Source organism: Paraburkholderia sp. BR13439, assembly GCF_040948805.1.
GTDB lineage: Bacteria > Pseudomonadota > Gammaproteobacteria > Burkholderiales > Burkholderiaceae > Paraburkholderia > Paraburkholderia youngii.
Genome location: NZ_JBFPKN010000018.1, coordinates 154,549 through 176,626 on the forward strand (window position 1 = coordinate 154,549; position 22,078 = coordinate 176,626).

Annotated in this window: 21 protein-coding genes and 3 pseudogenes; 16 read left to right on the forward strand and 8 right to left on the reverse strand. The window is 64.0% G+C overall.

Features of this window, described 5'->3' with window-relative positions; all coding sequences use genetic code 11:
* Window positions 1–24: 24 nt before the first annotated feature.
* The 3 genes from AB3X96_RS30290 (at window position 25) to AB3X96_RS30300 (ending at window position 3,953) form a co-directional block, all read left to right on the forward strand.
* A complete protein-coding gene (locus AB3X96_RS30290; protein ID WP_368592594.1) occupies window positions 25–1,746 on the forward strand; it encodes a GMC family oxidoreductase in 1,722 nt (573 codons plus the stop codon).
* A 66-nt stretch (window positions 1,747–1,812) separates the two neighbouring features.
* Entirely contained in the window at window positions 1,813–3,189 is a 1,377-nt protein-coding gene (locus AB3X96_RS30295; protein WP_368592595.1) for an MFS transporter, read from the forward strand.
* Between the two features lie 62 nt (window positions 3,190–3,251).
* Complete coding sequence (locus AB3X96_RS30300) at window positions 3,252–3,953, forward strand: sterol desaturase family protein (RefSeq protein ID WP_368592596.1); 702 nt, start codon at window positions 3,252–3,254, stop codon at window positions 3,951–3,953.
* Here AB3X96_RS30300 and AB3X96_RS30305 read toward each other — a convergent pair.
* The 5 genes from AB3X96_RS30305 to AB3X96_RS30325 all read right to left on the reverse strand — a co-directional run bounded on the left by AB3X96_RS30305 (window position 3,950) and on the right by AB3X96_RS30325 (window position 7,079).
* Window positions 3,950–4,870, reverse strand: a complete 921-nt coding sequence (locus tag AB3X96_RS30305; protein ID WP_368592597.1) for a LysR family transcriptional regulator — start codon at window positions 4,868–4,870, stop codon at window positions 3,950–3,952. The genes AB3X96_RS30300 and AB3X96_RS30305 overlap by 4 nt on opposite strands.
* Window positions 4,871–5,256: 386 nt before the next feature.
* On the reverse strand, window positions 5,257–5,832 hold the full coding sequence (locus AB3X96_RS30310; protein WP_368592598.1) for a hypothetical protein: 576 nt from the start codon (window positions 5,830–5,832) through the stop codon (window positions 5,257–5,259).
* A 107-nt stretch (window positions 5,833–5,939) separates the two neighbouring features.
* Complete coding sequence (locus tag AB3X96_RS30315) at window positions 5,940–6,182, reverse strand: hypothetical protein (RefSeq protein ID WP_368592599.1); 243 nt, start codon at window positions 6,180–6,182, stop codon at window positions 5,940–5,942.
* Window positions 6,183–6,318: 136 nt separating this feature from the next.
* Window positions 6,319–6,627, reverse strand: a complete 309-nt coding sequence (locus tag AB3X96_RS30320) for a hypothetical protein (protein WP_368592600.1) — start codon at window positions 6,625–6,627, stop codon at window positions 6,319–6,321.
* 62 nt (window positions 6,628–6,689) lie between these two features.
* Window positions 6,690–7,079 carry an Hsp20/alpha crystallin family protein gene (locus AB3X96_RS30325; RefSeq protein WP_368592601.1) on the reverse strand — a complete coding sequence of 130 codons (390 nt, stop codon included), beginning with the start codon at window positions 7,077–7,079 and terminating at the stop codon, window positions 6,690–6,692.
* A gap of 197 nt (window positions 7,080–7,276) precedes the next feature.
* Between AB3X96_RS30325 and AB3X96_RS30330 the strand changes: the two are divergent.
* The 13 genes and pseudogenes from AB3X96_RS30330 to AB3X96_RS30390 form a co-directional block, all read left to right on the forward strand.
* A pseudogene (locus AB3X96_RS30330) lies at window positions 7,277–7,612 on the forward strand (diguanylate cyclase); the annotation flags it as partial.
* Between the two features lie 540 nt (window positions 7,613–8,152).
* Window positions 8,153–8,431, forward strand: a complete 279-nt coding sequence (locus AB3X96_RS30335; protein WP_368592602.1) for a hypothetical protein — start codon at window positions 8,153–8,155, stop codon at window positions 8,429–8,431.
* A 254-nt stretch (window positions 8,432–8,685) separates the two neighbouring features.
* A complete protein-coding gene (locus AB3X96_RS30340) occupies window positions 8,686–9,825 on the forward strand; it encodes a sigma factor-like helix-turn-helix DNA-binding protein (protein ID WP_368592603.1) in 1,140 nt (379 codons plus the stop codon).
* Between the two features lie 105 nt (window positions 9,826–9,930).
* A pseudogene (locus tag AB3X96_RS30345) lies at window positions 9,931–10,134 on the forward strand (co-chaperone GroES); the annotation flags it as partial.
* 65 nt (window positions 10,135–10,199) lie between these two features.
* A complete protein-coding gene (gene groL, locus AB3X96_RS30350) occupies window positions 10,200–11,819 on the forward strand; it encodes a chaperonin GroEL (RefSeq protein ID WP_368592604.1) in 1,620 nt (539 codons plus the stop codon).
* An 80-nt stretch (window positions 11,820–11,899) separates the two neighbouring features.
* On the forward strand, window positions 11,900–13,840 hold the full coding sequence (gene dnaK, locus AB3X96_RS30355; protein WP_368592605.1) for a molecular chaperone DnaK: 1,941 nt from the start codon (window positions 11,900–11,902) through the stop codon (window positions 13,838–13,840).
* A gap of 40 nt (window positions 13,841–13,880) precedes the next feature.
* Window positions 13,881–14,255 (forward strand): hypothetical protein, encoded by a 375-nt coding sequence (locus tag AB3X96_RS30360; protein WP_176122102.1) that lies wholly within the window; start codon window positions 13,881–13,883, stop codon window positions 14,253–14,255.
* Between the two features lie 191 nt (window positions 14,256–14,446).
* Window positions 14,447–14,857 (forward strand): annotated as a pseudogene (locus AB3X96_RS30365) (integrase); the annotation flags it as partial.
* Between the two features lie 253 nt (window positions 14,858–15,110).
* Window positions 15,111–16,205 (forward strand): ABC transporter substrate-binding protein, encoded by a 1,095-nt coding sequence (locus tag AB3X96_RS30370; protein WP_368592606.1) that lies wholly within the window; start codon window positions 15,111–15,113, stop codon window positions 16,203–16,205.
* A gap of 13 nt (window positions 16,206–16,218) precedes the next feature.
* Window positions 16,219–17,088, forward strand: coding sequence for an ABC transporter permease (locus AB3X96_RS30375; RefSeq protein WP_368592607.1), 870 nt, complete (start codon window positions 16,219–16,221; stop codon window positions 17,086–17,088).
* 23 nt (window positions 17,089–17,111) lie between these two features.
* Window positions 17,112–18,011 (forward strand): ABC transporter permease, encoded by a 900-nt coding sequence (locus AB3X96_RS30380; protein ID WP_368592608.1) that lies wholly within the window; start codon window positions 17,112–17,114, stop codon window positions 18,009–18,011.
* Window positions 18,012–18,054: 43 nt separating this feature from the next.
* Entirely contained in the window at window positions 18,055–18,840 is a 786-nt protein-coding gene (locus AB3X96_RS30385) for an ABC transporter ATP-binding protein (RefSeq protein WP_368592609.1), read from the forward strand.
* An 84-nt stretch (window positions 18,841–18,924) separates the two neighbouring features.
* Entirely contained in the window at window positions 18,925–20,277 is a 1,353-nt protein-coding gene (locus tag AB3X96_RS30390; RefSeq protein WP_368592619.1) for an LLM class flavin-dependent oxidoreductase, read from the forward strand.
* 54 nt (window positions 20,278–20,331) lie between these two features.
* Here the strand turns inward: AB3X96_RS30390 and AB3X96_RS30395 are convergent, their stop codons facing one another.
* The 3 genes from AB3X96_RS30395 to AB3X96_RS30405 all read right to left on the reverse strand — a co-directional run bounded on the left by AB3X96_RS30395 (window position 20,332) and on the right by AB3X96_RS30405 (window position 21,935).
* Window positions 20,332–20,793, reverse strand: a complete 462-nt coding sequence (locus tag AB3X96_RS30395) for a c-type cytochrome (RefSeq protein ID WP_368592610.1) — start codon at window positions 20,791–20,793, stop codon at window positions 20,332–20,334.
* A 243-nt stretch (window positions 20,794–21,036) separates the two neighbouring features.
* Window positions 21,037–21,687 (reverse strand): CmcJ/NvfI family oxidoreductase, encoded by a 651-nt coding sequence (locus AB3X96_RS30400; RefSeq protein ID WP_368592611.1) that lies wholly within the window; start codon window positions 21,685–21,687, stop codon window positions 21,037–21,039.
* Window positions 21,688–21,713: 26 nt separating this feature from the next.
* Window positions 21,714–21,935: a hypothetical protein gene (locus AB3X96_RS30405; RefSeq protein ID WP_368592612.1), complete on the reverse strand. Its 222-nt coding sequence runs from the start codon at window positions 21,933–21,935 to the stop codon at window positions 21,714–21,716.
* Window positions 21,936–22,078: the final 143 nt, after the last annotated feature.

A 22,078-nucleotide genomic window follows, 5' to 3' on the forward strand; every position in this document is an offset into this window, starting at 1 on the left:
CAAGAGACAAGAGGAGACAACGCGATGAATCGCTTCGACTACGTGATCGTAGGCGGCGGCTCGGCCGGATGCGTGCTCGCGCATCGACTGTCGGCGGCGCCGTCGGTGCGCGTCGCGCTGATCGAGGCGGGCGCCGACACACCGCCGGGCGCGGTGCCCGCGGCGATTCTCGACAGCTATCCGATGCCCGTCTTCTGCGGCGACGCGTACATCTGGCCCGATCTGAAAGCGAAAGCCACGCAGCACGCCGCGCCGCGCGTCTATGAGCAGGGCCGCGTGATGGGCGGCGGCTCGAGCATCAACGTGCAGTCGGCCAATCGCGGCCTGCCGCGCGACTACGACGAATGGGCCGCGAGCGGCGCCGAAGGCTGGTCGTGGCGCGATGTGCTGCCGTACTTTCGCAAGCTCGAACGCGACGTGAACTTTCCCGGCGGCGAATTGCACGGCAGCGACGGACCGGTGCCGATCCGCCGGATCATGCCCAAGGACTGGCCGGCGTTCTGCCATGCATTCGCGCAGGGTTTGCGCGCGAACGGCTTCGCGGAACTTCAGGACCAGAATGGCGAATTCGGCGACGGCTTCTTTCCGGGCGCATTCTCGAACCTCGACGACAAGCGCGTGTCGACGGCTATCGCCTATCTCGACGAAGCCACGCGCAAGCGCCCGAATCTCAGCATCTATTCGAATCTGTGCGTCGAACGCATCGTGATGGAAGGCGCGACAGCGCACGGTGTCGTCGCGATTGCGGCGAACGGCGAGCGCGTGCGTTTCGATGCGGGCGAAGTGGTGCTGAGCGCGGGCGCGTTGCAGTCGCCCGCGATGCTGATGCGCGCCGGTATCGGCGATGCGCGCCAACTCGTGGCGATGGGTATTCCGTGTGTGTCCGACGTGCCGGGCGTCGGACGCAATCTGCAGGATCATCCGTCGCTCACCTTCTGTCATTTTCTCGAGCCGCGTTTTCGCATGCCGCTCGCGCGCCGCCGCGCGAGCATGATGGCCGCGCGCATGAGTTCGGGCGTCGCGGGCTGCGACGAGTCGGACCTGTATCTGTCGAGCGCGACGCGCGCCGCGTGGCATGCGCTCGGCAACCGGCTCGGCCTCTTCTTCCTCTGGTGCAACCGGCCGTATTCGCGAGGCCGCGTGCAACTGGCATCGCCCGATGCGGCCGTTGCGCCGCGCGTCGATCTGAATCTGCTCGACGACGAACGCGATTTGCAGCGGCTCGCCGCCGGCGTGCGGATGCTGGCGCGCGTCGTCGACGCATCCGGTCTTGGCCGCGATTCACGTGACTTCTTCCCGGCCGCGTTCTCACCACGCGTGAAGGCGCTGAGCAAGTTCGGCGAAGGCAATGCGCTTCTGACTTCGATCCTCGGCGTGCTGCTCGATACGCCCGCGCCCGTGAGGCGTTTGCTGATAGAACGCTTCTTCACGCGCGGCCTGAAGATGGCCGCGCTCATCAGCGACGAGCGCGCGCTCGCCGATTTCATCCGTGCGAACGTGTTCGGCGTGTGGCACGCGAGCGGCACGTGCCGCATGGGCGGCGCGCAGGACCTCGACGCGGTCACCGATACCGAAGGCCGCGTGCGAGGCACGCGCGGGCTGCGCGTCGTGGATGCATCGCTGATGCCGCGACTGCCATCGGCGAATACGAACATACCGACCATCATGATCGCCGAGAAGATCGCCGATGCGATGGTCACCCAGCGACGGGCGAGCGTGGCATCGCCGTTCGCCTCCGCGCACTGACGATTTTTCAACCTCGACAAGAGCGCGCATCCAACAAAGCGCGCCTGTGACACAAAGGAGATACAAATGTCTGTAGCAGCGCAAGACGGGGCCACCGTGCTTTCGGTCAATCAGCGCCAGGTGATGGGCGCTGTGATGGCTTCATGCTTCGGCTGGGCCCTCGACCTGTTCGACCTGTTCGTATTGCTGTATGTGGCGCCCGTTGTCGGGCGTCTGTTCTTTCCGTCCGAACATGCGATGCTCTCGCTCGCGGCGGTGTACGCGTCCTTCGCGGTGACGCTGCTGATGCGCCCGCTCGGTTCCGCGCTGTTCGGCTCCTATGCCGACCGTCATGGCCGCAAGGGTGCGATGATCGTCGCGGTCGTCGGCGTCGGGCTTTCGACGGCGGCCTTCGGCGCGCTGCCGACGGTCGCCCAGGTCGGGCTCGTGGCTCCGGTCCTGTTTCTGCTGCTGCGTCTCGTGCAGGGCGTGTTCGTCGGCGGCGTGGTGGCGTCGACGCATACGATCGGCACCGAATCCGTCGCGCCGAAGTATCGCGGCGCGGTGTCCGGTCTCATCGGTGGGGGCGGGGCCGGACTCGGCGCGTTGCTCGCATCGCTCACCTATCTGGCGATGTCCGCGATCTTTCCCGGCGATGCGTTCGACGCCTGGGGCTGGCGTTGCATGTTTTTCACAGGCATCCTGAGTTCGGTGCTCGGTCTCTTCGTGTTCAACGGTCTGGAAGAATCGCCGCTCTGGAAGAAGCTCGCCGCGGAAAAAGCTGCGAAAGCCGCTGAACAGAAGAAGGTCGTCAACGCCGACAAGGCACGCTCGCCGATCCGCACGCTGTTCTCGCGGGAATATCGCGGCGTGCTGTTCGTCAATCTGCTGCTGACTATCGGCGGCGGCAGCGGCTACTACCTCACATCGGGCTATCTGCCGACCTTCCTGAAAGTCGTGAGTCATGCGCCGAACGGCGCCGCCGCCGCGATCCTGATGATCTGCAGCGTGGCCGTGGTGATCGCTTCGGTCGCGGCAGGGCACGTCAGTACGTTCATCGGACGCAAGGGCGCGTTTATCTGGATCGGCATCATCCGGCTCATCGCGATGCCAGCGCTGTTCCTGCTGCTGCCGACGGCGCAAAGCATCACGATGGTCGGCGTCTACGCAGTGCTGCTTTCCGCGCTCGGCAGCGCCGGCTATGCGCCCGTGCTGATCTTCCTGAACGAACGCTTCCCGACCGCGATCCGCGCGACCGGCACGGGTCTGTCGTGGAACATCGGCTTCGCGATCGGAGGAATGATGCCGACCTTCGTTTCCCTGGTCGCGAAGGACGCGGGCCAGTTGCCGTCGACGCTCGCGATCTTCGTCGGTGCGATCAGCGTGATCTTTCTCGTGGGCGCGTTCGTGGTGCCCGAGACGCTCGGCAAGCTCGAAGGCGGTTCCGCGCGCAGTCGATCCTGAGTCATTGGACGTAACGGCGGACGCCAACGGGCGCACGCCTTTCACTATAGCGGGAGACATCGATGAAATACGAAGAAGACGTTCGTGCGCGTTCCTACAAGTTCCGTGACGAGTATGTCAATGCCACGCCATGGTGGTATCGCGGCGAAATGCACCTCGGCTTCACATTGCTCTTCACCGGCGGCGTGATCGTGTATTGCCTGATGCAGCTTCATGCACCGACGCTTGCCGAATGGCTGGCGGTCATTCCGCTCTTTCTGTTCGGCAACTGGGCGGAATGGGCGGCGCACCGCTACGTGCTGCATCGTCCGACGAAGTATTTCAGCATGATCTACAAGCGCCACTGCGCGGTCCATCACCGGTTCTTCACGCATGTGACGCTTGAATACAAGGGCCACCGTCACTGGCGCGCGCTGCTGTTTCCGCCTTTTGCGCCGGTTGCGTTCGTGCTGGCGGCCGTGCCGTTCGCGCTCGTGATTGGGTCCGTATTCTCCCGCAACGCAGGCTACATCGCGCTGCTCACGATGGCGGCGTACTTTCTGATGTACGAGGGCCTGCATACGCTTTCACACGTCACCGACAGCCCGTTGCTCGACCGCGTTCCGCTCGTCGACACAGTGCGGCGCCTGCATGCCACACACCACGACCCCGAAGTGATGGCGACACAGAACTTCAACCTCACGTTCCCGATCTGCGACACGCTGTTCGGCACGCGCAGCGACGTTCCGAGCCGTGCGCGCGAACCGTTGGAACGCGGCCGCTAAGGCGCCTGTTTCCCCAAAACACCCGTCGTCACGCGCTTTATCTCTTCAGTGATAATCGTGATGAGCGCTTGGGCGGCCGGTCCGATCGGCCGCTTCGGGTGGGTGACCTGAATGATGTGGCGCACGATCTGCGGCGACGCTATCGTGCGTGCGCGCAAGCGCCCTTCCTCCACTTTCGCCTGCACGACGACGCGCGGCAGGATGGTCGCGACACCGCTCTGCTCGACGAACTGCACGATGGTGCTGAGCAGATCGATCTCGAACTTCGGCTTGATGACGACGTCAGCCGCCATCAGCGCGGCATCGAGCGCGCCGCGCAGGCCGTTGCGGCGCGTGGGCAACACGAATTCGATGTCCGACTGCTGCGTGAGATCGATCTCGTCGGGCAGCTTTGGGCCGTGCTCCACGCTCGTCACCAGCACCATTTCCTCGACCAGCAACGGCTCTACGTGGAGCGTCAGCCGTCCGCGCGGCTTGTTGATGATGGCGGCATCGAGCCGGCCCGATTCGACAGCGTCGATCAGCTGCGCGCTGAAGCCATCGGCGACGGAGACTTCGACTTGCGGGAAAAGCGCATCGAATCGGGCGAGCGATTCAGGCAATACGCTCTGCGCCTCCGACGACACCATTCCCAGCGACACGCGGCCCGTCACGATGACATCGCGACGGCTCAGGTGTTCGCGTGCGTGATCGATGTCGCGCATGATCGGCGTGTAAAGGCGGTACATCAACCGTGCGGCTTCGGTCGGCGCCATGCCGTGCGGCCCCCGCTCGAAGAGCTTCTGCCGAATCTCCGTTTCGAGCTTGGCGATCTGCATGCTGAGCGCCGGTTGCGCGATGTTGAGCCGCCTGGCGGCGCGCGTGACGGTGCCTTCTTCGAAAAGCGCGATGAAGTACTGGATCTGCTTCAGTTCCATGGGACAGGCGTATACGTGACGGGCCGACGAAGATAGTACCGCGCACTGTCTTTCATGAGGTGGGCGTCGTATGACTAACCCACGGTATCGAGTCGCTGTTCGCAGCCGAGCGTCCCTATGCGTGCGACGATCGCGCAACTGATGGGCACCGATCTCTCCGGCACGCGCATCGTCCCGATCCGGTCGATATGTTCCCAGTACTTGCATGCGCGAGCGCGAAGGTCTGAGCAATCGTTAAGCTTATCGCCGTCTTCGAGCGGCTTTTCTTTTCTCGCAATGAGTCACCATTATGAAAAACGCACTTATCTGTCCGCCACGATCGAGCTGCTTGCTCATTCCTTTCGCTCGCGCTGTACCGAGGCTGGCACCTGCCGTCGGCTGACATGTTAGATACTTGAACGAAAGACGCGCAGTTCAGGGTTGTTGAGGACAACTCGCGAATCGGGCGAGTCCTCAAGGTTCCGGCCGCGTTGGACCGAGCGCTGTACTTGCGGGAGCCTGTCGCGGCCGACCGGCAAGCCAATCGCCGAAAGAGAGTATCGAGCGTGCGAGAAGCCGCTTTCGGGGTAGCGCTCGAAAATCCGGTTAATCTCCGCGACAAGCGGACGGACACGCTCTGGCAACGGCGCGTCAGGCCCCAACGTCAAGGCGGTCTGTCCAAACCTGACAGGTCCGGCCTTGATCATGGCACGCAGCGCGGAATTCGCACTGCCGCGCCCAAACAGTTCAGTGCCATATGCACGGATCATGGCCCGCACAATTGCTTCGGCTGCCGGTGTAAGCGGCGGCATGACCTCAATCAGGCGCAGTTGCGATGAACGGACGTCCGGCGCGGTGAAGCGTCCGATATCGTCGATATCGGATTCCAGACGCGGCGCCGGCAGGTCCGCGCTAAAGAGCAGGATCCGGATGCGTTCATAGAGCGCGTCTTCGGCGGGATCGATGACAGCGGTGTCCGTCATTCTCTTTTCCTCCCGGTGAGTTGAGCCCAAACGGCTCGGGATATCGAGCCAGAAGCGGATCGACAGGTGTCCAACTCGCGTCCGGCCAGAGGTTGCTGACCGGCGCGCTAGGTCCGTCGAACATACCGGTCCGAAACAACCGAGCGTTGCTGGATCCATGCGATAGCAAGCTCGAGTGCTTCGTCGCGAGCCTCCTGGGCGTTGGCAAAGTCCACATCGACGCCGAGCGTGCGTGTATCGCCGGCCCGGTCGGTGACGATGGCCGCCGCCGCGTAGCGACCCGTCTCCGTGGGGGTTACCATCGGCCGGATCTCGTAGCCGTGATACTCCATCACTTTGTCCGTTTGCATATGACACCTCCGCAAAGCGTCGCTGCGCACCGGAGACGCGCGAGGCGACGCGGTTTTTCAACCTGTCCTGCAGCCCGCGGCTTGCCGCGCAACGTTTTAATGACCGCGGGGCCTGTCGTTGCGATCGCGCAGCCATTCAGCCTGCGTGTCCCGGCACTACGATGTCGGGCGTGCGGCTACCTGGCACGAGGGGCGTCTCCGATCTTTCCCGACCGCCATTGCCGGCGGCTTGCCGGCTTACACGCGGTGTGCCGCCCGGGTGAAGCGCGTCGAGAAACGTTCTGCCCTTCCCTGACAGGTACGCGCGGCGTGCGCCCGAGGCGCAATGTTCCAGCATGACCAGCTGGCGCTCGAGCAGCGCGTCGAGCTCGGCGCGATTCATGTCGAGCTGGTCCGGCGCCTGGCGAACCAGTATCAGGGTCGCAAATTCGTGTGGACTGAGCATTTCCGTCTCCCGTAAAACGTGGCCCCTTTAGCAGGCGCACGATGCATAAAAACGACACGTGCTTACTTCAGGCCGTACAAGGGCCGCGCCGCCATGCAGCGTGGCGCTGTTACGCGAGGAAGCGCGCCGGCGAACCGGCGTCGTCTGGACAGCCCGCGTTGGGTGGCGGGTCTCGTGTAATGCGTCGTTTCATGTTCGGTCTCCGGTTCGGGGGCTTGCGTTCGCCACTGATCGACAGCCCCCTTGTCAATTGGGACCTCGATCGCTGCCAGGCGAAGCCCCGGCGCGGACGCGACGATCTCGGCGCAGTCGTCGCTGCTGCGACGGTTGACGGAAGGAAAGGATGCGCATCGCGCGCAGGCTCGCGGGAAAGCCGCAAAGACGCCGGCCATCTGCCGGTGCAGGCGGTCGAATTCGCCCGGCCGGTCGATGCTGAAGAAAAGATCCCTCATGGCTGGCTCACTGAAACCGGGGCCTCTCACGAAGAACGAACCGGACCACGCGCTCCAGTTCGCCCGTCCGTGGAAAAACACCGCCGACAAACAAATCGAAACACGCAGCGCTTATCGCGACTGCCTGAGCGATGATTAAAATAGCGCAACGAACGGAAATTTCAAGAGGCCCTGCAACATGTCACCCAGGAGGCTGCATGGTCCTTTTCGATATGCTTCAGGAACAGATGCACAGCGTGCGCCTGCCACTCTTTGCCGTCACGGTCACGGCGGCTGCGCAGGTGAATACGCCGCTCATCGCGATACTCCACTGGCACGGTTTCCGGCGAGCGACACCGCTTGTCCTGCCCGGCGTTGATATCGCTCCACGGCCCGTGCCGGCCTCGGCGATCCAGCTTGATGCGCCGTGGCACAGTTTCGAGACCGTGGACACCGTGCTGCTGGATGCGGCATGGCAATCCGGTGCGTAGGATGTCGAGCGCGTCGAGCGGCGCGGCTGCAATGTGATCGGCGCCAGCGCCGCGGATCCAGTGACACGGCACCGTTAAGGGGGGCGCCGTCCGGCAGGACACGGACGGGGGTCTCATCAGGTCACACCACTGCGCTGGTCGCCCTCGTTAGATGCGAAAAGTTCTGAGGATTTTCCGCCGAAGGCGCTGGCCGACGTGGGGGCTGACATGAGGCGTCGCGGCGTCACGCATCTGAGTGTCACATGTATCTTGAAATTTTTAGTCAGTGAAGCTAAGTTATATCCAGCTCAGGCAGTGTGCCCCATGATCCACGGGTCGCACACTGCGTGTTTCGATTTGTTTGCCCCGCAGCATGGCAGGCGAACTGGAGCGCGCAAGCCCGTTCTCTTCCTTGCTGCCTCTGAGGAGAAGACGATGAGCAACCTCCATCCACGCTCGGACTCCCCTCTGATCGAGCGCCTCCACCGCACGACGGCCTCCCTTGCCGACGTTCTGCGACCGCTCCCTGAGCGCGCCGTCGCATGCTCCATGCACAGGTCAATGCGATGCGACCCACGATCCGACAGTTGAGATCACGCATGCGCAGACGCTAGCCGGGCGGTTGTGCTGTCGATTCTCTTCGCCGTCATTCTCGCGGTGATCATCGCACCTTTCAGCCTGGATTCGAGCGTCGGGCTGGCGTCGCTGGTGGGTGTGGTATTCGGCGTGCTCCTGTACGTGATCAATTTCCACGGCATGACATACCTGTTCACGTGGTTTGCCGATGTGCGAGGCTGGGTGAGTTTTCTCAATCACATCCTGTTCGGGCTGGTGGCGACTGACACGTATCTGGCTCTGGAAGGCCGGGAGTCGGACGTCAATGGAAGGACGGGCGCCGGTTGAGCAGGACCAACATTCAGGTGGGCGCCCGGTGAGGATCCGGACGCATCGAGTGAGGCGGGGGTTCTCGTGTGCGTGTCTTACATAAGCAGGATCACTAATGACATTTGGGCAAGGCTGCCACGGATGACGAGGCATCAAGGGTGCCGGGATGCGCTGAAATCCCTGCTCGCCGGGGATGCCGGCTCTGCGTGCTGCGTAGGGTCGCGGACGGCCGGGCGATACCATTGAGGCGGTGGGCCATGGACAGGTTTGAGATGAAAACGGCGATCAGTTACCGTAATTTCGCGAAACTTTCCCGCCGCGGGCTGGAAGACCTGATCAGCCGGCTCACGGATCGGCGTCTGACGCCCCATCTGTCGCACTTCCCGTCCGGGCTGGTACGGCTGCAGGCGACGCTGGAAAGGAGTCTGCATCGCAGTCTCTACCGCGTCCGGCTCAGGCTGGTGCTATCGGGCGCAACGCTTGCGTGCGGCCACGATGCGCCGGAGCCAGAGACGGCGATCGAGCATGCCATCACTGAACTGGAGCGGCAACTGGAACGCCACGTCGCACACCTGCGTCACGAGGACGCCTGGCGTCGCAAGGAGCGGCGCGCCGGGTTGCGGCAACTCAGGACGGCGGTGGCCGAACAGACGGACGCCGCGTCCACGCTGTTCGGCGAGACCGTTCGTCCGCTGCTCGCGTCGCTCCAGCGCTTCGTGCAGCGGGAACTCGCCTATCTTCAGACGCGGGGTGATCTCGCTTCGGACGACCCATCGGTCGACGATATTGTCGACGAGGCGCTCGCGCGCGCCTGCGAGCGGTTTGCTGAGCGCCCGCGTCGGCTCGAACCCCTGCAGTGGCTCTACCAGATCGCCCTGGAACTGCTTGAAGCAGAAGTCGCACATCGCCAGATGGAGGAAGGCCGATGCATCTCGCTTGAGGGCCGGCTGCCCGTCCAGCTGCACGAACCGCGTGAAGACGATGACGAGCTGCTGTTCGAGTACTGGCAGCCCGATGAAGTGCTGCGCCTTGAGGACGTGGTGCCAGCGACGGACGGCACGCCTGAGGACGCCGTCATCTCGAGGGAGCTGCGCGAGCTGGTCGCCGCGCTTCTCGCCGAGCTGCCAGAGCCATGGCGTCGCGCCGTGACGCTCTGCCGTCTTGAAGCGCAGCCGGAAGCCGCCGCGGCACAGGTTCTGGGGATCACGGAGGAGGAACTCCGGCACCGGCTTGCCCATGCCGACGCTTTTCTCACGGCGAGGCTCGGTGATCTGCGGCTGACACCGCAGCCGTCGGTCGAGCCTGCCGGTTACATCGCGCGGGGCACGCTGCCGCCTGCATCCGGGCTTTCCAGGGATTTTGACGAGGCAACGCGGCGCGATACCCCACAGGGGGGCACGGCCCGTTCATGATTGAGTGCGGACGCTGCAACGTCCGAACCAATGACGGAGGGCAACGATGAAAACAGCCACGAGACCAACGCGAGACCTATGTGGACCGATCATGCGAACAGGATCATGAAACTCATGCCCTTGCATGACCGGGTCGTGCTCAGGCGCGTGCCGCAGGAGCGTACGACCGCAGCCGGTAGCGTCATCCCCGATACTGCGGGCGAAAAGCCGGACGAGGGAGAAGTCATCGCGATAGGCCCCGGCAGGCGGCTTGAGGACGGTCGCCTTTGTGCGCCCGACGTCAACGTCGGCGACCGCGTACTGTTCGGCCCGGCCCCATAGGCCCGTGCCCGGTGCAACGGTGCTTCGTTTGACAGGTCAGGAGGTAGCGCGAAATGTCTGCCAAAGATGTCAGGTTTCACGAACTCGCCCGCCAGCATATTCTCACGGGCGTCAACATCCTTGCCGATGCGGTCAAGGTCACGCTCGGCCCCAGGGGGCGAAATGTCGTCCTCGAGCGCGCGTACGGCGCACCGACCGTCACCAAGGACGGCGTGTCGGTCGCGAAGGAGATCGAGCTGAGCGACAGGTTCGAGAACATGGGGGCGCAGATGGTCAGGCAGGTCGCCGCCAAAACCTCGGATGTCGCCGGTGATGGTACAACCACCGCCACCGTGCTCGCCCAGGCCATCGTCCGGGAAGGCATGAAGTACGTTGCCTCGGGCCTGAACCCGATGGACCTCAAGCGTGGCATCGATCAGGCGACCGCGGCGATTGTCGAGGAGCTCAGCAAGCTTTCCCGGGCTGTCACGACCGGCCGCGAGATCACCCAGGTGGGCACCATCTCGGCCAATGCGGATGAGGAGATCGGCAGGCTCATCGCGCAAGCGATGGACAAGGTCGGCAAGGACGGCGCCGTCATCATCGAAGAGGGCAAATCGCTGCAAAGCGAACTCGAGGTCGTAGAGGGCATGCAGTTCGACCGCGGGTGGCTGTCCGCCTATTTCATCACCGATCTCGAAAAGCAGTCCGCTGTGCTTGAAGAACCGTACATCCTCCTGCACGACAGGAAGATCTCGTCGATCCGCGACCTGCTTCCCGTGCTGGAAGCGGTGGCCAAGGCAGGCAAGCCGCTTCTCATCATTGCCGAGGACGTCGAGGGCGAAGCCCTGACCACGCTGGTGGTGAATTCCGTGCGCGGCATCCTGAAAACCGTGGCCGTGAAGGCGCCTGGTTTCGGCGACCGGCGCAAGGCGATGCTGGAGGACATCGCGACGCTGACGGGCGGGATCGTCATCGCGGAAGAAACGGGCGGCAAGCTCGAAAACGTCAGGCTGGAGGACCTCGGACGGGCGAAGCGGGTGGAGATCGAAAAGGAGGCGACGACGATCATCGATGGCGCCGGCGACCCGAAGACGATTGATGGGCGCGTCCAGGCGCTCCGTCGTCAGATCGACGAGACGACGAGCGACTATGACAGGGAGAAGTTGCAGGAGCGCATTGCGAAGCTGTCCGGGGGCGTTGCCGTCATCAAGGTAGGCGCCGCTACCGAGATGGAGATGAAGGAGCGCAAGGCACGGGTCGAGGATGCGCTGCACGCAACGCGCGCGGCGGTCGAAGAAGGCATCGTGCCGGGCGGCGGCGTTGCATTGCTGCGTGCCCGGGCCAGCCTCGGCGACGTACGCGGCGCCAATGCCGATCAGGACGCGGGCATCCGCATCGTGCTGCGCGCACTTGAAGAGCCGCTGCGCCAGATCGCCACCAACGCGGGCGAGGAGTCCTCGGTTGTGCTGAACAGTGTGGTCGGGGAGACGGGCAATTTCGGCTGGAACGCGGCTTCAGACACCTACGGCGATCTGGTGGAGATGGGGGTGGTCGACCCGACCAAGGTGGTGCGCACGGCGCTGCAAAATGCCGCGTCGGTGGCCGGGCTTATCCTCACCACCGATGCCGTGGTTGCTGAACTGCCGAAAGACGAGGCAAAGGCGGTTGTGCCTCCGGTAGTCGATTATTGATACGGCGGTCCGCACGGCGGCAGAGGGCGTCCGCCTGAGCGGGCGACGCAGTGCAAAGACTGAACATCGGCGAGGACATCATGGGCAAGATCATCGGTATCGACCTTGGCACCACCAACTCATGCGTGGCCCTTATGGAAGGCAAGCAGGTCAAAGTGATTGAAAACTCGGAAGGCGCCCGTACGACGCCGTCGGTGGTCGCGTATCTCGATGACAACCAGATACTCGTCGGGGCGCCCGCCAGACGCCAGGCCATCACCAATCCCGGGAATACGCTGTTCGCAGTGAAGCGCCTGATCGGTCGCCGCTTCGAGGAAAAGGAAGTCCAGAAGGACATCGGCCTGATGCCCTACAGGATCATCAGGGCCGATAACGGCGACGCGTGGGTCGAAGCGCACGACGAAAAACTCGCGCCACCGCAGGTGTCCGCAGAGGTGTTGCGCAAAATGAAGAAGACGGCCGAAGACTACCTCGGCGAGCCAGTCACGGAAGCCGTGATTACTGTGCCAGCGTACTTCAACGACAGCCAGCGCCAGGCGACCAAGGACGCGGGCCGTATCGCGGGGCTCGAAGTCAGGAGAATCATTAACGAGCCGACCGCAGCTGCCCTCGCGTTCGGTCTGGACAGGCAGGAAAACCGTGACCGCAAGATCGCCGTATTCGACCTCGGTGGTGGCACCTTTGACATATCCCTGATCGAGATTGCCGACGTGCGCGGTGAAAAACAGTTCGAGGTACTGTCGACGAACGGGGACACGTTCCTCGGCGGTGAAGATTTCGACCAGCGCATCATCGACCATCTCGTCGGCGAGTTCAGGAAGGAGCAAGGCATTGATCTGTCGAAGGACGTGCTCGCACTGCAGCGCCTGAAAGAAGCGGCCGAAAAGGCGAAGATCGAACTGTCTTCGAGCCAGCAGACCGAGATCAACCTGCCCTACATCACGGCAGATGCCTCCGGGCCGAAGCATCTGAGCGTGAAGCTCACGCGCGCCAGACTCGAGGCACTCGTCGAGGATCTGATCGAGCGCACGATGGAGCCGTGCCGAATTGCGCTCAAGGACGCCGGGTTGTCCACGGACAAGATCGACGACGTCATCCTCGTTGGCGGCATGACGCGGATGCCAAGGGTGCAGGAGGCGGTCAAGGCGTTTTTCGGGCGCGAACCCCGCAAGGATGTCAATCCCGACGAGGCGGTCGCCGTGGGCGCGGCGATCCAGGGGGCAGTGCTGTCCGGTGAACGAAAAGACGTGCTGCTGCTTGACGTCACGCCGCTCTCGCTTGGCATCGAGACGCTCGGCGGGGTCATGACCAGGATGATCGAAAGGAACACCACCATACCGACCCGGTTCTCGGAGGTTTTTTCGACCGCGGACGACAACCAGTCGGCAGTCGGCATCAAGGTCTATCAAGGCGAACGCGAGATGGCGAGCGGGAACAAGCTGCTCGGTGAGTTCAAACTGGAGGGCATCCCTCCTGCGCCGCGTGGGATGCCGCAGATCGAGGTGATGTTCGACATCGATGCGAATGGAATCTTGCACGTGTCGGCCAGAGACAAGGCGACGGGCAAGGAAAACCGGATCACCATCAAGGCCAGTTCGGGCCTGTCCGAAGGCGAAGTTGAAAAGATGGTGAAAGACGCCGAAGCGCACGCCGCGGAGGACCAGCGGCTGAGTGAACTGGCCGAGGCGCGCAATCAGGGCGACGCCCTGATACACCGCACGCGCAAGGCCCTCGGCGAATACCACGAGAAGCTGAGTCCGGACGAGAAGGCGAAGATTGAAGCCGCGATCAGGGAACTGGAGGCCGCGCTCAAGGGTTCCGACCGGGACGAAATCGACGTCAGGACCCGCGCACTCGCTACCGCCTCGCAGCAACTCGGAGAAAAAGTCTACGCAGACGTGCAGTCACAGGGGAGCAGTCCCGGGCCTGCGACCAGCCGGCAAGAGGCAGGCCGCCCGGGGCAAGACGTGGACGATGACGTGATCGATGCGGAGTTCAGGGAAGTGAACACCAAACGGTGACGCGCAGGTGGGCAGCACTGGACGGTAAGAGGCCTTCGCCATGAAGAGACGATTGTGTGGATTACTCGCGGCAGCGGCGATTGCCGGGTTGTGGCCAGAGACCACGATGCCAGCCAGCCCGCCGCTGCCGACGTTGCCTCTGCAGCGCGATATCTGGATCACCGGGACAATCGGACGTGGCAGCGGGACGTATGCGCCGGGCGACTATACGACGATCACGCTGGATCGCCCCTCGACCTCCCCCTGCACTGACAAGGTGGTGACCGACATCCTCCTTGGCGAAGGCGGTGCGATGCCCCCCACACTCCTGCTGCCGTATCTTAACCAGCGAGTCGCCGTCAGGGGCCGCGTGATCTGTCCAGAATCCGGCATTCAGTTTGAGCCGCAGCCGGACTTCGTGTTTCCCATCTGGTGAGGCCCGTGTCCAGTCGCGTGCCACGCGCGCATCGGGCGTCGTGTGTTGCGACCATGGTGAGTTGAAGTTGCCACAGCGGCACCTGACCGTGGCATTGCTTACGCTCACGGCAACAAGACAGCGCCGCAGTGCCCTGAACTACCTGTCATTTTTCCCGGCGGCGGAAAGGCGAGCCGGTCATTCACCACTGTTCCCAGGGGACGTTCCGTGCGCCGAAGGCCACCTGCTCGCTCGACGCCACCAACGACTACGAAGCGGTGCAGACCTGGCTTGCCCTGCACGAATCATCCGCCACGCAACGCACCTACCGAAAAGAGGCCGAGCGCCTGATCCTTTGGGCGATCGTCGAGCGCGGCCGCGCACTGTCCTCACTCACGACCGAAGATGCGATCGCGTATCGCGCGTTCCTGCGTCACCCGTCGCCGCGCGCCCGCTGGGTGGGCCCGGTGCGGCCGCGCACCTCGCCGGACTGGCGGCCCTTCAACGGCAGCCTGTCGGCCCGTTCGGTCGCCCATGCACTGTCGATTCTGGGCGCCCTCTTCCGCTGGCTGATCGAGCAGCGCTATGTGCTCGCCAATCCGTTCGCTGGCGTGAAGGTGCGGGAGGCCTTCGCTCCAACACGCAACCCGAAATGAGAATTCGCCCAGACGGTCACCCTCGCTATCCAGCGTGCTCAAACCGCACTGCGACACGTATTTATCCGTCTCAACGGCTCACTTTGGCAACCGTTCGCCCCTTCCGTCCGAAAAGCACCGCCGCGCATATCCATAGCAGCAATGCTTCCTTGTCCCACGCAAGGGCGTCGACAAGAATGAGCACTCCACGACCACGCTGCGCTGCGCATCGTCCCTATCAATGGCTAATCGAATCCCGCGAAACTTTCTGCGAACCCTCTCCCTGCTGAAGTCCGTGTTGCTCGCCGCGGCACTGGTCTTCACGGTAGCCCAGGCCCACGCGGACAAACCTGCCGTGATCCGCATCGGCGTCGCGCACCAAGGCGGCGGCGATCCGCCGACCTTCGGCGGCTCACCCGCCGCCACCGTGCAACAGCTCCAGTTGCTCGAAAAGGAATTCGCTGCCGACGGCATCAAGGTCGAATGGCTTTTCTTCAAGGGCGCGGGCCCCGCCGTCAACGAAGCGATTGCCGACAAGTCGCTCGACTTCGCGTTTCAGGGTGATCTGCCGTCCGTGCTCGGCCGCGCGAACGGATTGAAGACGCGCATCCTGCTCGAATCGGGTGTACGTGTCGGCGTGAAGTTCGCCGTGCCGCCTGACTCGCCCGTGCAGAACATCAAGGATCTGAAGGGCCGCCGCGTATCGATCTTTCGCGGCACCAACCTCCAGCTCGTCGCCGACAACGTGCTCGCCGCCAACCAGCTCGACGAGCGAGATCTGCATGTGATCAATCTGGATTCGGCTAGCGCGCTCGCGGCGCTGTCGTCCAAGGGCATCGACGCGTCGGTCAACGACTATAACCTCTACAAGCTGCGCGATCAGGGCCTCGCCAAGATCGTCTACGAATCGCAGACGGCCGGTCCCCAGTTCACGCGGCAATCGCACCTGCTCGTGCTCGACGACTTCGACCGCGCGCATCCCGACATCGTGCAGCGGGTCGTCAACGTGTTCGTCAAAGGCGCGCAATGGTCGTCCGATGAAGCAAACCGCGACGCGCTGTTCAAGCTGTGGGCGAAAAGCGGCGTCAGCTACGCGTCATGGCAGGCCGAGTTCGCGAATCAGGAGCTGAAGTCGCGCAACTCGCCGCTGATCGATCCGTTCATCGTCGCGCGCTACAAGGCCGTGTCGAGCGATGCGTTGAAGCTCAAGCTGATCCGTCAGCCCGTCGACGTCGACGGCTGGTTCGAGCCGCGCTATCTCGACAACGCGTTGCACAGCCAGTCGCTCGATCACTACTGGACGCGCTACGACGCGCAAGGCAAACCCCTCGGCTGACCGGAGATCGACGATGAGCAAGGCGCTTGGCGAATGGTCCCCCGCCGCGGCGCAAGCCGCAGCGCAGGTGGCAAGCGAAGCGAAGGCGCAGGCAAACGCCAACCTGCGACGACGCGCGCGCGCCGTCGGCTGGCATCTCGCGCCCTGGCTGCTGCCCGCCACGCTGTTCGCGCTCTGGAGCATCGGCTGCGAGCGCGGCTGGATCGCGCCGCAAATCCTTCCGCCGCCGCAGATGGTGTTCGACACGCTGTACGATCTCGCGCGCAACGGCGACCTCGCGCACCACACGCTCGTCAGCCTGCAGCGCGTGCTGCTCGGCTTCGGCGCGGGCGCCCTGGCGGGGTTCATGATCGGCGCGGCGCTCGGCCTGTCGCGCACCGTCGAAGCGTACGTCTTGCCGGGTTTCAATGCGCTCGTGCAGATTCCCGTGCTCGGCTGGCTGCCGTTTCTGCTGCTGCTCGTCGGCGTCGGGGAGCCGCTCAAGTACATCCTGATCGCGCATGCCGCGCTCGTGCCCGTCACGTTGAGCACGATGCAGGGTTTTCGCCAGACCCCCGCCGCGCTCGATGAAGCCGCGCGCGTGTTCGGCTATGGCCGCTGGCAGCGCATCGCCTACGTGGTGCTGCCGGCCGCCGTGCCGACGCTCGCCACCGGCGTGCGGCTCGCGTTCACGAAAGCGTGGCTCGCACTGGTCGTCGTCGAACTGGTGGCCTCGTCAGAAGGGCTCGGCTATCTGATCGTCTATGGGCGACAACTCTTTCAACTCGATCTGGTCATGGCGTCCGTCGTGATCGTCGGCGCGATCGGCTTTGCGATCAACTGTCTGCTCGATGCGCTCGAAGCGCGGCTGCGGCGCGGCCAACCTTCGGCGTTTCGCGAGTAGGCGCCTCGTTTCGGGACTCCGACATGGCACGCCCCCCTGCTTCCGATGCGCTGCGCCGCTTCTTCGAGCCACTCAGAAGCGCTCCGCCACCATGCAGTTGCGAAGCGCCCGCCAAGCCGACTCGCGTGGCAGCGCTCAGGACCCGTCTGGCCGCCGTCAACTGGCGCGGGCTCGTGCTGCCGCTCGTGTTGTTCGCGCTATGGTGGCTCGTGTCGGCGTTACGTCTCGTCAAGAGCGGCCTGCTCGTGAGCCCAGCCGATGTCGCGCATACCGCGTGGCAGCAGATCGAAAGCGGCGCGTTGCTGCGCGCGCTGTCGGCTTCGCTGGCGCGCGAGGCGAGCGGTTTTATCATCGGTACGGTGGGCGGCCTGCTGCTCGGCTCGGTGCTAGGACTCTCGCGCATCGCGACTCGGTTGATCGGCCCGAGCTTCGACACGTTCAAGCAGATCTCGCTGTTCGCGTGGATCCCGCTAATCTCCGTCTGGTTCGGCCTCGGCGATATGGCGAAAGTCGTTTTCCTGTCGCTCGCGGCGTTGCTCCCCGTCGCGGCACATACCTGCGACGGCATCCACGCGGTGCCGCGCTCCTACATCGAGGTCGCGCGTGCGTTGCGCTACTCACGCATCCAGTTGATCCGCTACGTGATCCTGCCCGCCGCGTTGCCGACGATCTTCACGGGCCTCTACCTGGGGCTCATCTATTCGTGGCTCGCGACGCTCGGCGCCGAGTATCTGCTGGTCGCGGGCAGCGGCATCGGCAACACTCTGATCGACGGCAGCGAGCAGTTCAGGATGGACCTCGTGCTGTTCGGCATCATCGTCGTCGGACTGACCGGCTGGGCACTCAATGCGCTCGCCCGAGGCGTCGAGCGACGCGTGATAGCGCGCCGCAGCGGTGCGCCGCGCGAACGCGCCGTCGCTTAAGGTGGATCGTCAGTCAAGCGGCTCATCAACCGGAGGCAAACTCATGACCACCACAGTTTCCAAAGGCATCCGCATTCGCGGCGTCAGCAAGCGCTATGCGCGCCAACGCGATGCGGACGACGACCTGCTCGTGCTCGACGACATCTCACTCGACATCGCGGCGGGAGAATTCATCAGCGTGCTCGGCGCGAGCGGCTGCGGTAAGTCGACACTGCTGCGGCTGGTCGCCGGACTTGATACCGACTATCGCGGCGAGATCAGCGTGGACGGCGAGCAGGTGCACGATACGTCGCTCGAACGCGGCATCGTGTTTCAGGATCACCGGCTGTTTCCGTGGCTGACAGCCTCGCAGAATATTCTCGCCGCGCTGCGCAACGCGCCGCTTTCGCCGCAGCAGAAGCGCGACGCGGTGTCCGAGCACGTCGCACTCGTCGGCCTGCAAGGCTTCGAGCATGCGTATCCGCATCAGCTGTCGGGCGGCATGGCGCAGCGCGTGGCAATCGCGCGCGGACTCGTGAATCGCCCGCGAGTGCTGTTGCTCGACGAACCGTTCGGCGCGCTCGATGCCCTCACCCGCGCGCGTCTGCAAAACGAGCTGCAACGGATCTGGGAAAGCGAACGCATCACGATGATCCTCGTCACGCATGACGTCGATGAAGCGATCCATCTCGGCGATCGCGTGGTGACGATGGCGCCGCGCCCTGGCCGCATCAAGCGGATTACGCATGTCGGCTTGCCGCGGCCGCGCGAGCGCAGCGACCCGCGCTTCGTGCGATTGCGCGAGCAGATCCTCGCGGATTTCTCCGAGCGTGCCGAGAACGCGGGGTGATTCCGCCCGCGATAGCAACCGCCTTCCCTCAACGTCTCTCACAAGGAGCCAGCAGTGAGTGCAGCATCACAACACAAACGACAGATGAGCCTCGGTGCGTTCCTGATGGAGACGGGTCATCACATCGCCGCGTGGCGTCATCCCGACACGCATGCGGCGGGCGGCCTCGATTTCGCGCACTACGCGCAACTCGCGCGCATCGCCGAGCGGGCCAAATTCGACGCGATCTTTTTCGCGGACAGCGTCAGCGTGCGCGACACGCATCTGCCGTCGCTCTCGCGCACCGCGCGCGCCGATCACTTCGAGCCGTTGACGCTGCTCTCCGCGCTGTCGGTCGTGACGGACCGTATCGGGCTGATCGCAACCGTGTCGACCAGCTTCAACGAGCCGTACAACGTCGCGCGCAAATTCGCGTCGCTCGATCATCTGAGCGGCGGCCGCTCGGGCTGGAACCTCGTCACGTCCAGCACGGAAACGGAGGCGCACAACTTCAGCCTCGAAAGGCACCTCGATCACGCGGTGCGCTACGAGCGCGCGAAAGAGTTCTACGACGTGGTCGCGGGTCTGTGGGACAGTTGGGAAGACGATGCTTTCGTGCGCGACAAGGCGAGCGGCATCTATTTCGACGCCGACAAGCTGCACGTGCTCGGCCATCGCGGCAAGCACTTCAGCGTGCGCGGTCCGTTGAATGTCGCGCGTTCGCCGCAGGGCTGGCCGGTCGTCGTGCAGGCGGGTGCGTCGGAAGCCGGGCGCGAACTGGCCGCGCAAACGGCAGAGGTGATTTTCGTCGCGCATCAAACGCTCGACGAAGCGCAGCAGTTCTACCGCGACGTCAAAGGACGACTCGCGCGCTATGGACGCGCGCCGGCGCATCTAAAGATCATGCCGGGCATCTTCCCGGTGATCGGCAAAACGCAGCAGGAAGCGCGCGACAAGTTCGACGCGTTGCAGGAGCTGATCGATCCAACGGTCGGGCTCGCGTTGCTGTCGAAGATGTCGGGTGGCATCGACCTGTCGCAGTACCCGCTCGACGGCCCCGTGCCGGATCTGCCCGAAACCAATGGCGGCAAGAGCCGGCAACGGCTATTGCTCGACCTCGCGCGGCGCGACAATCTGACGATCCGCGATCTGTATCTGCGCATCGCGGGCGCGCGCGGACATCAGCAGGTGATCGGCACGCCGCAGAGCATCGCGGACCAGTTACAGCAATGGTTCGAAGAGGAAGGCGCGGACGGCTTCAACATCATGTCGCCGTGGCTGCCGGGCGGGCTCAGCGAATTCGCCGATACCGTCGTGCCGGAATTGCAGCGCCGTGGACTCTTTCGCACCGAGTACGCGGGCCGCACGCTGCGCGAGCATCTGGGGCTGCCGCGTCCGATCAATCGCCACTCGCAGAAGGCTCCGGAGCGCGGCGAACTCGCGGCGGCCGCTTCCTGAAGAAGGCGCGCTGGCGAGCGAGGTGCCAAGCCCGCGCCCGCCGGCAAACGCCTGTCAAAGCGTGCCCGGTCGCGGGTCCGGCACGAAGCCATCCCGATTGGGCATGCGGATGGCCGCCAGCGAATGCGCGTCGAGATGCGCATCGTCCGGCACGATGCCGTTGCGGTTCAATATCCACGCGCTGAGCGCATACACTTCGTCGGCGCTCAGCGACTGCGGCGCGTTATACGGCATGGCTCGGCGGATATAGTCGAAAAGCGTCGTCGCATAGGGCCAGTAGCTGCCCACTGTGCGTTTCGGAGTCGCGCTCGCAAGCGTACCCGCGCCGCCGATCAACTTATCGCCAATCAGAAGGTCCGCGAGCGGCGTCAACGACGATGCGGCGCCCGGCATCGGCCACGCTCGCGCCGCACGGCGAATCACGTTTGACTCATGCGGCGAAGGCAGTCCATACGGATGTTCGAGAATCGGCGCGCCGGGTGTTTGCGTCCAGGGATCGATGCTCAGCGGCTTCAACAGCGTCGCCGCTTTCAGATTCGGCGCGGCCAGCGCGGACAGTGCGAGACCGCCCAGCAGGCGGCGACGCGGGTTTCGACGCGCCCTGCGCGTCGCTAGCGATACGTGGAGGTCGCGGCATGCTCGTGCCGCGCAGGCGGCCTGGGTTGGTCGACAAGCGCCCGAGTATAGGTAATGTGCGCGCCCCGATCAAACCCGATTGCAACTAAGGTTATGACGGCCCGCGATATGCCGCGCGTGGACTCAGAAAAACAGCAGCGCGCGCAACTCGATACTGCGTCGCGGGCGCGCGTCGGGCGGCGACGACGGATCGTCGAACGCGGTATGCGCGGTGAGGCGCGCGACGCCGTCTCCCGCCGAATCGTAGATTTTCAGCAGCAACACTTCGTCGGGCGTCATCAGCGGGAAGTAGTACCAGCGGTGTCGCGGATCGAACACGAACGAGTAAGTCTCGCCGACCCTGTCCGGATAGATCAGATCGGACGGCACGAGGTCGTTGAGCGCGATGCTGCGTGCGTCGCATAACGCGAGCGGCGAGGTTTCGACCGGCCAGCCGATCGGCCGCCACAGGTTGACGATCGCCATCCGGCCCTTCAGCAATGCTTCGGATTCCGGATAGTAGGTGCGCTCGATCACGGTCGGATCGGCGAAGTCGCTCAGCGCGCTGGCGTGCTGACGCAATTCGAAGCCGTTGCGATCGAGCGACAGGCCGCCGGGAGGAGGCGTCACGCGCGCGTTGGCGATTTTCACGCGCCTGGTCTGATAGACGCCGCTGCGCGGCGGCACGCCCGCCGGCGGATCGTATGCATACGTGGCGGGTTTTACGCCGTTGGCGACGAGGTAGTTCAAGTCGGCTTCCACCACCGCCGGCTGTTCGACGACGATATCGCTCATTGCTTGCACTCCGTCAGATGCAGCCGTCAATCCGGCGAGATTTCGCCGATCACGTGAAACGATTCGAGCGTGTAGCCCATGTTGAAATAGCCCGCGCGCGCGTAGGTCGCAATCCGCTCGAGGCGCTCGGGATCGTCGTGCGACCCATCGTGCGCGTCACCCGCGTGACGACGGTCGCGGTGGACCCGCTGCAGCACGGTTTCGAAAGGGTGGAACACGGCCCGCCGATAGAACGATGCAAGGTTCATTGACATCATGCGCCCTTATATGAACGCGTCCCGTTTGCAACAGTTTTCTTGTGTTCAGACAGACAGGATGGGCTGCGGCTCTATATCCGGCCTTGTTGCAGTCGGTATTGCTGCCTGCGGGCCTCTATGAAATACGCTGACTC